Here is a 17,105-nt window from a genome sequence, read left to right on the forward strand (position 1 = left end):
CTCTCTTTTACTATCGAATTATTTAAACCTAATGATATATTACTACTTTAAACAAACATAAAAACAGTAAAATCCGATCTTAACAATCAATTTATTTTTCAGTTGATTCAACAGATATTGATTCCTCTTTCTTCTTTATTTTTTCTTTTCTATTTTTCTTTTTCTTATTAACATCCCAAATTTTATCGAAATAGAAATTCAATCCGACTTTTCCCTCCCAAAAATAATCGTTATAATTCCCTAATTTTTTACCATCAATCTCATCGTTAAATATATAATGATTTATTATGGAAAAATTCAACCCAATATGCTCATTAAAAAGAAATTCGCAACCAGCCCCATATAAAATCTGAGGATGAATAGAATTTGATAAATCAATCGTATAAATTGATTTTTCCTGCTCTGAAAAAAAACCAAAACCACCTTCAACATAGGGTGTCCAATCCTTATAAGGTAACAATCGGTATTTTGCAGAAACATCTAAAGAATTAAATGTTTTTTGAAAATTACTCGTTGTAGCTAAATCTCCTCTAGCAAAATTAAGTCCAAATTGAAGACTAGCCTGTGTATCATATAGTAAAGAGACACCACCCATAACTTCCATTTCTGTATGAGAATAATCGCCCATATATAACCAAGAACCAGCATTAACTCCTAATCCAAACTTGTGTCTTCTGGGTGTTATTAATTGGTCGAAAAAATCGGATCCATCATTTTCTTCTTTTTCTTCAGCGTAACTTGTAATAACATTAGAATTAATTTCCTCTGGATTTTTCAAATCCCATAAACCGTCAATAACTCCTTCAATAACCAAAGACTCGACAGCCTTCTCAATAGCCTCTTTAACAGCCATCTCGGAAGGTTCATTGTAAGTAAAACCAGTCTCTGCCTCAAGCAAACGCTTAAATTTAACATATCTAAAAACACTTGCATCCAATTCCTGAGAAAGAATCATTTTTGAGGTATAAACAGTTTTTAAAATTCTTCCATTACTGGTAGATATTGCTCGCAAATAAACGGTCACTCTATCTTGTCGATACTGACCATAAGCACCTGCACCAAAATATTTTAAACCTGCACCACCAGTAAGAACATTAGCATCATAACTAATAACGCCTCCTTCCAAAACCAATCCAGCAAACAGGAGAGGTGGCAACAATTGAGTATTTTCATTTTTACCTGTATAATTTGCCCTACTTGACCGTATGATTCTTCTTTCATTAAGTAAATTAGACAAGCCCTCTCTCTCGATTGGAATAAACCAACCCGATTCTTCAATTGCCTTTAGCAAGATAGACGTAGTACCCTGTGTGACAGCAGTTGACCAATTCGAGCCACTATCAGAAGGTTTATACTGTCCTGTTTGATCCCGGAATTTATAGACTGCTGCAACAATCTTTTCTTTTGGTTCGGGCAAACTAGAAAGATTTTTTTTTGCTGGTGTTTCTGCACCAATTTCTGCTCTCTGTTCACTAAGTGGTTGATTAAAAAGAGGTACACAGCCATTAAATATGGAGAACAATATAATTAAACTACTAGAATAGAGTATATATTTATACATACTGAGAAAATTAATTGATCAGATTACTAATAACTTGGAATAACAACATTGGTATAATCACCTGTTGTGATATCCTGAACATTAACGGTTATTCCACTTGCATCTTCAGAAATATCTACTTGATAACTCCCTAGGTTATATGATCCTGCCCCAATAGAACTATCATCACCAAAAATAGAATTAACCAACTGACTGGATAACTGGTTCAGAATCTGCCTATTTAAATTATCTTGAAAATCATCCAATGCATCAGAATCAAGAGCATCATCCGAACTTGGATCCTCGAGACGGTTTTGATTTGTTGCAGAACTTAGCAACCAATTATAATTATACTGCTCACCACCAAAAGATGAATTTATTGGTTTATATACAAAATCCTGAGCTTGGGATTCAATTGGCAATACGAAGCTTAAAAGCAACGTAATAAATACAATTTTCATACAATTCATGACTTTTAGGTTTAAAGTTAAAATATTCCCGATCCTTGCTGATCTTCATCCTCAAGTTGAGCCTTCATTTTTTCATAATTATTTAAATATTGTGCAGCCCTATTATTAGCATATTCAGTCATTTGTTTTAACACTTCATATCGTGGTTGAACTCGTTGCTTAAAAATCTCATCTTCATTAACTAAGACTGTAATCTGAGTCGCTAATCCAGGCAAAACCATTTCTTTAATTGTAATGACGTAATTCTTTGCTGTTTCAGGGGCAATCCAAACAGAGAAAAACATATCATAGAAATCACGTCCTACTTTGGTTCTTGTTTCATCCATAACCAAACCATCAATTTCCATTTCAGGACCATCATTCTCATAATTTGTATTTTTTTCAATAATCTCATCAAGCGTTTCCTGAAGAATTTTTAAGGTTTGAATAGAGTCCATCTCATTTTGGGTATTCTGACCTTGCGCTTTAATTATACAGGCAGAACACAGAAAAATGCAAACTAAAACGAAATTTTTACAAAAACTCATCATCAAAAATTCCTTAAAACATAAGACTATCGCTATATAAATATATCATTTCTAAATTTAATATCATAATATTTAAAAGGTATTAGACTTCTCTTAAGAAAGCTTAACCTTTGTTAACTAGTTAATTAAACTTAAACTTTTAGGCTACATACAATTGATATACCCAACACAATATTTGTTAAAATTTAGGACATCGAATTGCACGTATTCTTCTGTTTTTTCTATAATAATAACTTCCCGAACAAGAAGATTTGGCTTTTCCCAACAAATAAGTTAATGATATTTCGTGAGCTCCAGAATTTGTTTTCACCAAATTTGAAACCACATAATCGTACGAATAGCCTATTCTAACCTTTTCTACTTGATAGCCAAGTAGAACAATAAAAGCATCGAAATCGAAAGAAAGATTATGGCGAAACCAGCCCCCAACCACCCAATTTTCTCTAGACAAATACATTCCGTAGTTAATCTGCTCAAAATCTTGCTGTCTCTGATATAAGACATTAGGCGAAAGGGTAAAATTACTCTTCATTAATCCACGAGAATACCCAAAAGGTATGTTTGCTCCTGCATGAACGGTGTACTTACGCGGAAGTATTGCAGCATCTTGGGTTGAAACAAAAGCTTCATTTGGTTCTGAAAGATGATCAATAACTCCTCCAAAATAGAAACTTTTATAATTAACAATAACTCCCATGGAAAAATCCCAATACGAATTACTTAATTTACCTGGCTGAACTTCTAGAGAAGGATATAATACCCCATAGAGAGGATCAATCATATCAGAAAAAACGAAAGATTCCCAATTGAGTCTCCGCTGAATAAAGCTAACTTTAAAACCTGCATTCACTGATAAATCTCGATTTATATCAAGGGAATATGAGTACATCGCAGAAGCAGTTGTTGTTTTAATGGCACCTTGTCCTTGATTATCCTGCAAAAGCAAAATACCTACTCCTCCATTCATCACGTCAACAAATTGATCGTAGGAAACACTGTAAGTAACAAACGGACGATTATTTTGTGGCCATTGATTTCGATAAGATAAACCAACGACCGGAACATATTCAGATCCAGCGAATGCAGGGTTAAGATACAATCGATTGGCATAGAATTGTGAAAACTCAACATCCTGCCCTTTAACCTGAGTCGTTAAAAGCAAACAAGCAATGATGTATAAAAGTTTCCATTTTCTCATGTCATCGAATTAAAGATACATTACCATCTTTACGAGCCTTTCCTTTAACAAGTAGGATCCAAACATAGACTCCCATTTTCACGTTTTTTCCTTTATAAGTTCCATCCCAACCGCGTCCTAAATCGGTAAATTCATAAATTAATTCGCCCCAGCGATTGTACACAAACATTTCTATTTCTTCTCCTGCTATATCTCCTGTTATTATCGGCCCAAAAGTGTCGTTCACTCCATCACCATTAGGTGTGAAGGCATTGGGAACAAAAATTCGATATCTATCCACGGAAATGAAAATTGAATCGACACTAATACAGCCATTAAAGTCGGTATATTGCAACTCATACATTCCTTCTTCATATGCTGTGTAAGTTGAATTAGTAGATCCATCTTGCCAAAGATAAGTTCCAGGTAAAAAGCGATTTTCGATGACTGGTGATAATATTTTAGATTCACCATAAAGAATAGTTGTATCCCTTCCCAAATCAAGAACTGGTTTTTCATGAATAATGAAATTCACTAATGAAGAATTTGAACATCCATTTTCAATTTTAGCATAAAAGCTATCATTAGAAGAAATAGTTGTTTCCAATGGATTTGGAACCGGAGTAAGCAAATCAATATCCTGATACCAACTTACAATATATGAGCTATTGTTTGTTACTTGATCATTGAGAACCGTTAAATCATAAGCAGCATATATTCCTTCTCCAGAATTATCTTCGCATAAATCAATTGTTAGATCATTTGCTTCTGGAAGAGAATTCACCACGAAATTTAATCGTCCTATACTTTCACATCCATTTTGATTAACTGCAAGTGCATAATATGAACTTTGGTTAGAAACCGTAACATCCGAAGAATTTGTTACAGGAATGATTAACTGATCATCTTCAAACCACTGCAAACTAGCAAGTGAATCGGTGCAAACTTCTGAATTAAAATCGGTTAAATTCACACCACTTACCGAAGAGGAAGCGAAGGATTGCTCGCAAAGATCTTCACTAACATTTAAAGTTTGAGGTAAGGTGGTGATATTGAATGTTAATTCAGCAAAATTCTCACATGTTCCATCCCAAACGCGTGCGTAAAATACATCGCCATTGGAAACCAAAACATTCTGAACATTGGAAACAGGATTGGAATAGTTGGAATCGAAGTACCATAACAAACTACTACTTGCTGATGATGATATATTGGCTTTGTATTCGTTTAAATTTATTCTGCTATGCTCTCCAGTATTAAAAACATCTTCGCACAATGTGATGGTATCGTTTTTCGCATCAGGAATAGAATTGATGGTAAAATCAACTTGAGCAACATTACTTTCTGTTCCAAAGCTAACCCGAACGAAAAAACTATCCCCATCGGAAACTGTTGTATTCATTGGACTTACAACTGAACTTGTTAAAGCTGCATCGTAAAACCAATCTTTAACTGTTCCTGGATCACTATTAACCGAATTCTCTAATTGCGACAAATCATAGGAAGTTATGGATGCAGTACCCAAGATATCTTCACATAATTGAACCTGCAAATCATTTGCCTCGGGTAAATTTCTTACGGTAAAAGTTAAAATAGCTGAAGACTGACAATTTCCATCGTCAACCAAAGCATAAAACGCATCGCCCGAAACTAGGCTTACATTATCAGGAGTTACAACTAAATTGGTAAGCAATGCATCCTGATACCATAATACGGTGAGACCTGAAGCACTTGCAATAACTGAATTGTAAGTTGATAAATTGATGCCTGAAGATACACCACTACCAAAACTATCTTCCCAAACTTCAACATTTTGATCGGAAACTACCGGCAAGGAAAGCACACTATAAGTTGCCACAGCAATATTTGTATTAAATGCGTCGCTTACTGCGGCAAAAAAACGATCACCATCACCAGTGCTTACACTTGTGGGATCGGGAATTAAGTTTACAGGCGTGCCATTCGGCTCTGTTGGCCAATCGAAATACCAGGCAAAGGAATCGCCATTGCCTTCATTAATTTGAGTTTCGTTTGCACTTAAATCGACAATGGCAGTTCCTGATCCCATGATATCTTCGCAGACTTCTGGAAAAACATCCTTAGCTACCGGAGTGTTTACCACAGAAAAATCAACAGTTGCCACATTAGAACAAAGTCCATTGGAAACAAGTACGTAGAAAATATCACCATCTGCTACATCCTGACTAGTTGGATCGGCAACTAAATTGGTGAGACTGGAATCATAATACCATTCAAGTGAATTTGATTCTCCTCCTAATATAGCATCATTATAAAAGCTCAAATCAACACCCAAAGAGATCATTGAACCTACAACGTCCTCAAATTCAACAATGCTTTGATTATTTGCTATGGGTAAAGCTACTAATGAATAGATTACTGTAGCACTATTGGATTCTGCTCCTTCCTGAACCAAAACATAATAAGCCTGCCCATCAACTACAGTTACACTTGATGGATTCGACACTAAACTTGTTAATGCTGCATCTTCATACCAACTAACACTACTCAAAGTACCACCATTTATAGCACTATCATTCAATGGCAAATTAACATTCGAGGCAACTCCTCCTCCATATACATCTTCACAAATATCAAGATCTAAATCATTTGCTATCGGAGTAGACCGCACTGTAAATTGCAAGCTTCCCACATTGTTACAAAGCCCATTATCGATGTACGCATAGTAAGTATCCTGATCATTTACAAAAATATTGGTTGGATCTGTAACAGAATTTGAGAGAGAAGCATCAGAAAACCATGCAACATTATTAGATCCTGCAACCTGAGTATCATAATCGGTCAAATTAATACCAGCAACACTTCCCGAGCCAAAAGTATCTTCCCAAAGCTGAACCTCAATGTCATTGCCTTCGGGTAAGGTATTTATAGTATAAGTTACAGTGGCAACACTCGTATTGGTACCTATAGATACTTGTGCGTAGAACACTTCGCCATTAGAAACAACCCGACTTGTTGTATTAGTTACGGGTTGTGTTAAAGCCAAATCGTGAAACCATGCAACAGTATAGGGGTTATTATTTGTAATGGCCGATTCCAATAAAGTAAGATCGATATTAGATACATTACCTGAGTTATAATTATCTTCGCAAAGAACAATGTCTTGATCAATAGCTTGAGGTAAAGAATTAACAGTATAGGTTACCATCGCAACATTACTGCAAAATCCATCATTAACATCTACCCAAAATTGTTGTCCATTAATAACCGATACACTAGTAGGATCGGCAACCAGTGTATCTAGTGTGGCATCGGAATACCATACAAAAGTTGAACCAGAGGTACTATTTATAGCACTCTCCAGTAAAGTTAAATCTATTCCGCTAGCAATTTCAGAACCTTGAGTATCTTCCCATACCGATTCAGACTGATCCGTAACAACTGGCAAAGAACGAATGATAACAGATTGACTAATCGTATCCGATCCTCCAGAAATTAAATTCACTTGTAAGGAAACTGTAAAAGTATCGGCGGTAGCATAAACATGGTTCACTGTAAAGGGACTTGTGGTTGATGTTTCTGAATTTCCATCTCCAAAATCCCAGCTTGCATCTGCTATATTAGATAAATCTGATACAATCGTGAATTCTGTATCATCTCCTAAACAATCATACTGATATGCAAACTCTAAAGTAAAGATACTAGTGACAAAATTAGGCAGACCTAAACGAGAGCGTCTCCCAGATAAATTTTGGGAATCAGCAACAAAATCAACTCCTGTTCCGGCCACATCTGGACTATTTAGCACATCTAAATTTAAGCTCCCAGTAGTTCCATTTGTGCCAATCTTGGCCATATATATTCTATTATCCGGAGCCAATTGCAAAGCGCCATAAAGCCATGAACCACTTCCTACTAACTGACTGGATGCATTGATAGTGGTTTCATCATTAGAGGATATATTAAATTGATACAATTCACCATCCAAAAACAGACTGACATATAAAAATTCTCCAGACGGGGAAAATTCGATTCCGTAAGGTGTAGTATAATTATTCAGCTGAATTGGATTTGAGACTACACCTGAAGAGGTATTAAAATCGAACAATTCTACCAAATTCTGAGTATAAATTGCCAAAGCTAATTTGCTTCCACTCGGAGAGATTTTCATATACCCAATTGCTGAATTTTGATCAGAATTATGCAGCACCCCAACGGTACTAATAACAGGAGTAGAAAGTCCAGAAGCTGAGAATTGATAGGCATAAAAATCACGAGTATCCCAAGCATGCATCAGAATCCAGTAATCGGTTCCATTGGCATGTGCAACTGCGGTTACTTTTTCACAAACCTCATCGGCATAGATTACCGAATTTTTTACAGTAACAGCTCCTAATCCTCCATCTTGAGACATGTCTACCTCAGAATAATTAAAGCCATTTCGCAGAGCATTTTGATGAGCATCGACAGTAAATATATAATAGATAATAGAACTTCCTGGTTGTTGTACAATTATAGATGATTGAGTTGCTGAAGCATTTCCATCTAAACCTGTACCATTAGTCATTACATCATGATTTTTATTGTAAACGGTCACACCATCGGTATAAAATAGCAAATCTCCTTGGGCAGTGCAAACCGTAGCACATCCCTCATCGGTATCTAAACTACCATCAGTTAAAGCAACAACAGGATCAACATTAAAATCTAATCCAGCATTATCACCAAAGTACCAGATACCTGCCTGACCTTGGCCAAAAATTACATTTGAGGACAAAATAAAATAAATGAGCAATATGCGAACTAAAATTTTCATAAAACAAGCGACTAAATCAGAAGAAAATAAATTCAGTTTAATAATTCTTAAACATTGATTATCTTGCCATTACATACAATTTACAAAATAAATCCTATCCATTAACTAGCATCATGGATATATAAATAAAAATCAGGTAATTTTCCACGAGTGATGAACAATTACCTGATTTTTACTATGAATTAAACGGTACTTTTAAAAGTTTAACTGAGGCCTAAATAATCGAAGAGTTTTGACTTAACTGTAGTCGTTAAAGGTCGTTTTCCATTAAGAATATAAGACAAATACACATCCGTAATACCAATTATTTTGGCCACTTTCTTCTTTTTGTCATCTAGAATTCTGAGTCGGTCTTTAATTCTAACTAAATCGTTCTGCACTTCGTTCTTCATAATTTCAGTTTTATAGTTTAACAATTGAGATTAAGGTTACTTCTGGCTTAATTTGAAGCGAAAACAGATGAGAATTCATCTGTTTCACACTTCAAACTAAATTTTTGTAAATTTTATCAATTTACATGGTTGGTTAAAAAGTGAATAGAGCTAAATATTAGTTCGGACTATAATAAATTCCTGAACCAATAGCCTTTTTTAATTCAAATAAACGAAGTTGTTTCTGCAACAACTCGTAATTAGTATGAAGCGCTTTCCGGTGTTCCAATTTCGAAATCTGAATTTCTCGATCAACCGTAATTACAACTTTGGTTTCTTTAAAATTATCGTTAATGTATTTTAGCATATCGATATTGGCCATAGCCTTCAATGGAATAATTACTAAATCAATTGATATTTGATTTAATATAATTTCAATCTCAGTGGGATCGTCAGCAAAAAACGCCCTAGCCTCTAGATTCTCAATGTACTCCTTCAGCTCATCGATTAGAGATCTGTTTTCTTTTACAAATAGAATATTCATAGGTTCTTCTGATGAAGGAAGAATTTTTATTGAGTTTCCTTCCAATATTAACACATCCATTATTCCTTGATTTATGCAATTACACACTTAACCAATCAATCAATATGCCACAAGACCTATCCAATTCTTTTACAGCACAATAAACAAAACATTCCATTATTTAATAGCCCAAATAATCCTCCGTATTCGGATAAGGACACCTAAAGAAGCTAACACAATTCACGTAACCAACTGATACACTTAACACCAGTAATTCATTAAGCAAATATATCCATTATCGGATATTGTGAAAATCGGATATAGAGAAGGAGACAAAGAAATTCAAATGATTCGATTGAATCTAAAAAGGAATAAGTATGCTATATTTCTATTTTATATTTTTTTATTCTTCTATCAAGGGATTGCCAAGTTATATTAAGAAGACCAGCTGCTCTGGATTTATTATTATTTGATCGTTCAAGTGCTTTTTTTATACAATTCATTTCAACCCGTTCGAGGTCTAAATTTTCATCACTTACCCTATTACTCTTCCGATTATCATCTTTAAGGCTACTAAGCTGAAAATGGGATGAATTTAGCCGATTGGTATCACAAATAATCACGGCTCGTTCCACCATATTTTTTAGCTCTCTAACATTACCTGGGAACTCATATTCCAAAAGACGCCTAATAACAGCTCCATCAATTTCAGAAATATTTTTACCCATCATGCGATTAAAATACTTCACAAAATAATCCAATAGTAAGGGAATATCTTCTTTTCTATTCCGCAATGGTTCTAATTGAATAATAAACGAACTAATTCGATGGTATAAATCGAGACGAAATCCTTTTTCAGAATGCAATCTATCAATGTCTTGATTTGTTGCTGCAATAATTCTGGTATCGAAAGGAATTTCGACATTAGAGCCCACTTTCATTATTTTACGATCTTCCAGAACCCTCAAAAATTTGGTTTGAAGATTAAGTTGCATATCTCCAATTTCATCTAAAAACAGCGTTCCTTTATTGGCAGCCTCGAACCATCCAACCTTTGCATCGACAGCTCCTGTAAACGCACCTTTTGTGTGCCCAAAAAATTCACTTTCGAACAGAGACTCTGGAATTGCACTGCAATTAACAGCATAAAAACAGTTCTCTTTTCGACTACTGAGGTAATGAATTGCACGAGCCACAAGTTCTTTTCCAGTTCCACTTTCGCCAGTAATCAACACCGATGTATTATCTGTTTTGGCTACTTTACCAATGATATTGATCAAATTCTTCATTTGAGGACTTTCACCAATAATTTCATACCCCATGGCTTTATAAAACTCTTCAGAAATTATAGAATAATTTCGTTTTACTTCAATCAAGCTCTTATTCAAATGAATAAATTTCTTAGTTCGTTCTATTGCACTTTCAACATCACGTAAACGAAAGGGTTTGGTAAAGAAATCGGATGCTCCCAATCGCATTGAATGAATTACAGAATCCATTTCACTATATCCGCTAATCATTATTACTTCAATTTCCGGATATTCTTTTTTTACTTTCTCCAAAACATCTAAGCCGCTCATTTCTGGAAGATTAACATCTACAATAGCGATATCAATCTCATTTGCGCTCATCAAATCAAAGGCTTCGGAAGGACTCCCAGCCTTGAGCACACTGAAATTAGGATCAACTAGAAATTCACCCAATTCATCTCGAACCAACTTCTCATCATCTAAAATTAATATACTCAAACTATTTAAAGATGCCATCCCAATTAAACTTTACGTGTGATTAATGGTTTTCTAACTTCAGTGTTTTTGCAGATATCTGCTTTTCACAAGGAAATACTAATTTCATTTCGGTAAATTCATTTTTTGTACTCTGCACGGCAATTTGTCCATTCATTCTCTGTACAATTCCTTTACTTATATAAAGACCTAAACCTGAACCTATTCCCGACTGCTTAGTGGTGAAAAAAGGTTCAAAAACATAATTCAAATTTTCGGTATCAATACCTATCCCATTGTCTTTGACTACAATTACAATATTTTCTTTAACCAAGTCAGTAGTTATCTTTATCCATGCTGATTTTTCCTCACCATCAGAATGCGTATATTTATAATCAATTGATTCGTAGGCATTATTTAATATATCCATCATTACTTTTTGGAGTTTGTACTTATTCCCCCTCACATATAAATCGTTATTATTGGTTTTAAAGGAAATTTCAACAGATCGTCTCCTGTGCTGTTTCTTTATCAAATTAATTGTTTCATTAACAAGCGATTTCACATTAATAACTTCCTGTACATCTTCCTTTTGTGATGAATTGTAGATCCCCACTTGTGATAAACACTTTTTAATTCGATCGATATCAGCAAATACTTGCGAACATTTTTCACGGATATACTCTTCATCAATTTTCTTCATCGACAAACGCAACAGTAGGTTATCCATTATCATTGAAATACCCGCTAAAGGCTGATTAATCTCATTTACCATCGAACTAGCCATTTTGCCAAGAGATTCTAGCTCAGACTTTTTCAACAATAATTGCCGATGAAAATCATTAACTTTCAACTCTTTTTCGACCTTTTCTTTTAATTTTTTTGTTTTGTTCGCAAATTCTTTTTCTTGTCGCTTGAACCCTGTAATAATATCCTTATAATTTGTTGACTCTTTTTCAAGCTCTTTATTATCAACAATTTCCATCAATATTCCACGCACTCCATTTTCATTGTTTACAATACATGAATGCGCAGCTAAAACTATCCTTTTTAAAGTTTTCTTTTTAGTCTCAATAGAAACTAATTCAAAAGCAAAGCCTTTACTTAGGCCAATTAAATTCAACAATTTTTCAACTTTAATTTTCTCATCCTTTCGAAAAAACTTCACAAAATCAACGTTTTTTTCGTTTCTCAGGTCTTGACACTCTAAAAAGTCACAAGCATAATCATTTACGTAACTGATCTGATTTTTAGAGTTAAGTTCAAAAATGGCCTTCTCTTTATAAACATCATGTTCCAGACTTAAACTTTCTTTAAAAGTGAATTCCATATCCTTTTCCTTAGAAATATCAGACGCCAATCCGTACAAATTGAACACTTTACACTCCAGATTATATTCAGAATATATTTCCAGTTTAAAATATTTCATCTCACCATTGCTATAGGTATAACGGTGTTCAAATTCTAATTTCTGATTTTTTTTAGGCAGGTTCAACAAAAGACGCTCGATGGCTTCACGATCGTCAGGATGAGTTTTCAACTTTATTTCTTCAAAAACATTATCGATTTGTGAAGACTTTATTTCATAGAGTCGCAAGAACTCATCCGAACCACGAATAAGCTTAGAATACGAATCCCATTCAAAACTTCCTATTTGAGCTCTTTTTTGAAGTTTTCTAGATAAATCCTCTTTCTTAATTAAGGAATCTTTAATTTGTTTTTTTTCCGTTACATCTCTTCCTATGGCCAAATAATAAGTATCTCCAAATTCTAATTCCTTACAAATAATCCACTCCAGATAAATAATCTGACCTTTTGGATTTGAAATCTGGCCTTCAATCTTTATACTATTCTCTCTACCGTTTAGTTTTTCAACTCCCTGTTTCAACTGATTCAGTAAAATTGGACTAACAGAAGCTACATGATCTTGGGCTATTCCACTCAAGGGATAGTCAAAAAAATTGGTAAGTGTTTTGTTTGCAAATTCTATTTTATAGGAGCTGTTAATTTTTACAATAAGTTCTGATTGAGCTTCCAAAATAGATCGATAGCTTGAAGCTAAATTTCGTAAATGCCCTTCTATTAATTCTTTTTCAGATAAAGCTACTTGCAATTTTTCATTCTTAGCTTCAATCAGTTTCCGACTGCAATACAGATCCAAAAAAACAGTCACCTTATTGAGTAAAATTTTAGCATCAAAGGGCTTCATCACAAAATCAACCCAACCGCAATTGTAGCCTTTAGATTCACTCGTAGCATCAAAAAAACTGGCTGTTGAAAAAATTATAGGACATAACTTATTAAGCTTTCCACTTCTGATTTTTTGAGCAAGCAAAAAGCCATCCTTTTGTGGCAGCTGTAAATCTAAAATAACAAGGGCATATTCTTTCTTTTCAATATATTGTATGTCATTTATAGGAGATTGCACTAAATCCAGATTCACGTTCAATTCGCCTAACAGCGCTTTTAGCAAGTCTAAATTTTTGGCACAATCATCAACAATCAACAATTGGGGAGTAAAATCCAATTCCATAGGCTTTGAGTTAATTTTGGTTGGATTTAAAAGAAAAATGTCACGTGATAAGACGATAATTCTTTCAAATCTAGGCTGTTTAACCAAAATTAAAACTATTGCAGAAGAAAATCAACTATTTTATGATTAAACGGAGCATAACTGCTTTAGGGATAGATACACAAACGACCAATTATCCAAGAACGACTATCGAAATTTAGATTAACTTGATCTCAAAAGGGAATAAATAGTGCTTTTAATATTCTGACTATCAAACACAAAGCCCTCATCAATAAGCCTTTCTGGCATTACTTTCTGTCCTGATAAAAGAACTATAGCACCTTCTCCGAAAATTAGTTTAAGAACAAAGGCTGGGACATGAAAAAACGCAGGACGATTCAAACAAGCGCTCAATTCTTTGGTATAATTAGCATTTGTAATTAAATCTGGTGCAACCAAATTATAAACTCCATGACTATTTTCGTTCGTAATTGCATGCAAATAAGCTTTTTGCAAATCGTTGATATGAACAAATGGAAAGGGCTGATTTCCATTACCTAATTTTCCGCCCAAAGCTAGTTTAAACAAAGGCAAAGCTTTGGCAAGTGCGCCTCCTTTATCGCTTAAGACAACACCTAATCGAAAAATTACAGTTCTAACACCATGTGTTTCTGTCTCAAGAGCTGCTTTCTCCCAATCCTGACATAGTTTGCCTAAAAAATCATTGGCAAAATTCACACTGCTTTCTTCGTGAATATTTTCGGTATCGTAAATCCCAACGGCTGAAGTTGAAATGAAGAGATTTGGTTTTATTTTCAGCAAACCAATAGCTGCACTCAGATTTTCGGTGCTAAGAATTCGGCTATCTCGAAGTATTTTTTTATTTTTCTTATTCCATCGGCAAATAATTGGAGCTCCCGACAAATGAATAATAATCTCACAATTTTGAATAAAATCGGCAAGGTTCTCAGGTTTACCAAACAACAATTTCCTTGGTATTGAAAGTATATTGGCATTCTGTTCACGCTTTAACATTTGGCGCAAATGCGATCCAACTAAACCAGAAACTCCGCTAATACCAATTTTCATTTGTCAATTTTTAAATAATGAAACCTGAAAAATCACCCTCCAAAAATTTCCTCAACTCTGCTGGCGTAATTCGCACCTTTATGTTGCCACCCATTACGTAAGAAATATTCCCCGTTTCTTCCGAAACTGTAATTACATGAGCATCCGTTGCCTGACTCATTCCAATGGCTGCTCTGTGTCGCAAGCCTAAACTTCCAGGTATATTCATATTGTCGGTTACTGGCAATATGCAACGAGCTGCAAGCAATCTATTATTAACCCAAATAACAGCACCATCATGAAGAGGTGAATTTTTAAAAAATAAGGTCTCTATCAAATTTTTAGAAACTCTTGCCTTTAAGATCTGCCCTGTTTCTGCGTAAGACTGTAAATCTGTGTTTTTTCCAATTACAATTAAAGCCCCAGTTCTAGTTTTCGCCATGTGTTCACAGGCACTTATAATCGATCGAATTTCAATATCGGGAATCACTCTTTCATCGATAGAAAACCAGTTACTCAAGGTAATCTTCTGACTCACATTATACTTGGAACCAAGCATAAGAAGAAATCGTCGGACTTCTGGCTGAAATACTATTATTAATGCAATTACACCAACACCAATGAACTGCCCTAGAATATTACTAAGCAATTCCATATTTAAAGCACGTACCAACAGCCACATTAGGTAAAAAAGAGACAGTCCTACAAAAATATTGATAGCAACAGTTCCTTTAACTAACATGTATACCTGATACAATAAAAAGGCTACAAATAATATGTCAATAATATCAAAAAATCCAAGTGTAATGAATGCAGTGGTCATTGTTTTCTATTAAATTCTATTGTAACAAAATTACAATTTTATTGGACATATTTACTCCTTAAAGGATTTGATCTTAGAATAGAGCTGAACACATTCAAAAGCTTCTTTCACATCATGAGTTCGCAAAACGGCAGCTCCCTTTTGTAAAGCAGCCATATGCAAAGCTGTAGTCCCATTTAAACTGGACGAAGGATCTCCACCTAAAAACTTATATATCATCGACTTACGAGAGATTCCAGCAAGTATTGGCAATTGAAACGCATTAAAATCCTGCAACTTAGATAAAATTTCATAATTATGATCCAATGTCTTTCCGAATCCAAATCCAGGATCGAGAATAATGTCTGTGGCTCCTAAATCGTTTAATTTTTTAATTCTGGATCTAAAAAAACTAAGCACTTCTTTCATTAGATCTACATAAACCGGATTTTGCTGCATTGTTTGAGGTTGTCCCTGAATGTGCATCATAATGTAAGGAATCTTGAGTTCTCCAATAAGTGCAAACATATTGTCATCCATGGTTCCTCCAGAAATATCGTTGATGATACAAGGACCAAATTCCGCTACCACTTTTCTTGCAACCTCCGACCGAAAAGTGTCAATGGATAAAATTGCACTGGGAAACTCTTTACAAATAAATTCGAGAGCAGGAAGCATTCGCTCAAGCTCCTCTCTTTCTGTCACAATTGCTGCTCCTGGCCTTGTAGAATATGCTCCAAGATCTATTATTTTTGCTCCTTCTGAAATAATTTGCTCCGATCTTTTCAAAATAGAAGTTTTATCCAGATAGGAACCTCCATCGTAAAATGAGTCTGGAGTAAGGTTCAGAATCCCCATTACAATGGGTTTTTCAAAATTAATTGATTTATCACCACACTTAATGGAATAATTATCGCTGTTAAAACAATTAGTTTTATAATTTTGCATTACCATTTTTTTTTGAACAAATTCCGAAGCAAAAGTAAAACAAAATACCAAGGCTTAAGCTAGATTTTATCTTTTACAAGGAATATTTCTAAAACAAATTATGAATAAAACAGACCAACAGTACAATTCGATTATAAAAATCTGTACCGAAATTTTCACTAAAAAAATGCACGATTATGGAACTGCCTGGCGAATTCTTCGTCCGAGTTCCATAACCGATCAGATATACATAAAAGCTCAACGAATTAGAAGTATCGAAACCAAAGGGGTAAGCAAAATCGAAGACAACATTCGCGATGAATTTATCGGCATTGTGAATTATGCCATCATGGGAATTATACAACTAGATCTTGGTCCTTCAGAGGAGGAACTTCCTAACGAAAAAGCTCTTGACTTGTACTCAAATCTCTTTCTTCAGGCTAAAAAGTTGATGGAAGCAAAAAATCACGATTACGATGAAGCCTGGAGAAGCATGAGAGTAAGCTCCTATACCGATCTCATATTGATGAAAATTAATCGAACCAAGCAAATTGAAGATTTAAAAGGTAAAACCTTAATATCGGAAGGCATTGACGCCAACTATTTTGATATGATTAATTACGCCGTTTTTGGTCTTATTAAAATTGAATTCGAAAACGCTTAAGCTTT

Annotated in this window: 13 protein-coding genes; 1 reads left to right on the forward strand and 12 read right to left on the reverse strand. The window is 34.5% G+C overall.

Features of this window, described 5'->3' with window-relative positions:
- Positions 1-91 precede the first annotated feature (91 nt).
- The 12 genes from ABYT26_RS06475 to folP all read right to left on the reverse strand — a co-directional run bounded on the left by ABYT26_RS06475 (position 92) and on the right by folP (position 16,457).
- Positions 92-1,561, reverse strand: coding sequence for a CsgG/HfaB family protein (locus tag ABYT26_RS06475; RefSeq protein ID WP_372752079.1), 1,470 nt, complete (start codon positions 1,559-1,561; stop codon positions 92-94).
- A 26-nt stretch (positions 1,562-1,587) separates the two neighbouring features.
- Positions 1,588-2,001, reverse strand: a complete 414-nt coding sequence (locus ABYT26_RS06480) for a curli assembly protein CsgF (protein ID WP_372752080.1) — start codon at positions 1,999-2,001, stop codon at positions 1,588-1,590.
- A 26-nt stretch (positions 2,002-2,027) separates the two neighbouring features.
- Positions 2,028-2,447, reverse strand: coding sequence for a CsgE family curli-type amyloid fiber assembly protein (locus ABYT26_RS06485; RefSeq protein ID WP_372752081.1), 420 nt, complete (start codon positions 2,445-2,447; stop codon positions 2,028-2,030).
- 268 nt (positions 2,448-2,715) lie between these two features.
- A complete protein-coding gene (locus ABYT26_RS06490) occupies positions 2,716-3,735 on the reverse strand; it encodes a type IX secretion system membrane protein PorP/SprF (protein WP_372752082.1) in 1,020 nt (339 codons plus the stop codon).
- Position 3,736: 1 nt separating this feature from the next.
- A complete protein-coding gene (locus ABYT26_RS06495; RefSeq protein ID WP_372752083.1) occupies positions 3,737-8,509 on the reverse strand; it encodes a gliding motility-associated C-terminal domain-containing protein in 4,773 nt (1,590 codons plus the stop codon).
- A 203-nt stretch (positions 8,510-8,712) separates the two neighbouring features.
- On the reverse strand, positions 8,713-8,901 hold the full coding sequence (locus tag ABYT26_RS06500) for a helix-turn-helix domain-containing protein (protein ID WP_372752084.1): 189 nt from the start codon (positions 8,899-8,901) through the stop codon (positions 8,713-8,715).
- 157 nt (positions 8,902-9,058) lie between these two features.
- Entirely contained in the window at positions 9,059-9,484 is a 426-nt protein-coding gene (locus ABYT26_RS06505) for a hypothetical protein (RefSeq protein WP_372752085.1), read from the reverse strand.
- Between the two features lie 299 nt (positions 9,485-9,783).
- On the reverse strand, positions 9,784-11,169 hold the full coding sequence (locus tag ABYT26_RS06510; protein WP_372752086.1) for a sigma-54-dependent transcriptional regulator: 1,386 nt from the start codon (positions 11,167-11,169) through the stop codon (positions 9,784-9,786).
- A gap of 22 nt (positions 11,170-11,191) precedes the next feature.
- On the reverse strand, positions 11,192-13,660 hold the full coding sequence (locus tag ABYT26_RS06515) for an ATP-binding protein (RefSeq protein WP_372752087.1): 2,469 nt from the start codon (positions 13,658-13,660) through the stop codon (positions 11,192-11,194).
- Positions 13,661-13,861: 201 nt separating this feature from the next.
- Positions 13,862-14,728: a TIGR01777 family oxidoreductase gene (locus ABYT26_RS06520; protein ID WP_372752088.1), complete on the reverse strand. Its 867-nt coding sequence runs from the start codon at positions 14,726-14,728 to the stop codon at positions 13,862-13,864.
- A gap of 10 nt (positions 14,729-14,738) precedes the next feature.
- On the reverse strand, positions 14,739-15,530 hold the full coding sequence (cdaA, locus tag ABYT26_RS06525) for a diadenylate cyclase CdaA (protein WP_372752090.1): 792 nt from the start codon (positions 15,528-15,530) through the stop codon (positions 14,739-14,741).
- Positions 15,531-15,581: 51 nt separating this feature from the next.
- Positions 15,582-16,457: a dihydropteroate synthase gene (gene folP, locus ABYT26_RS06530; RefSeq protein WP_372752092.1), complete on the reverse strand. Its 876-nt coding sequence runs from the start codon at positions 16,455-16,457 to the stop codon at positions 15,582-15,584.
- Positions 16,458-16,557: 100 nt separating this feature from the next.
- Between folP and ABYT26_RS06535 the strand changes: the two genes are divergently transcribed.
- A complete protein-coding gene (locus ABYT26_RS06535) occupies positions 16,558-17,100 on the forward strand; it encodes a DUF1599 domain-containing protein (protein WP_372752094.1) in 543 nt (180 codons plus the stop codon).
- Positions 17,101-17,105 lie beyond the last annotated feature (5 nt).

It is taken from the genome of Labilibaculum sp., assembly GCF_041595635.1.
GTDB lineage: Bacteria > Bacteroidota > Bacteroidia > Bacteroidales > Marinifilaceae > Labilibaculum.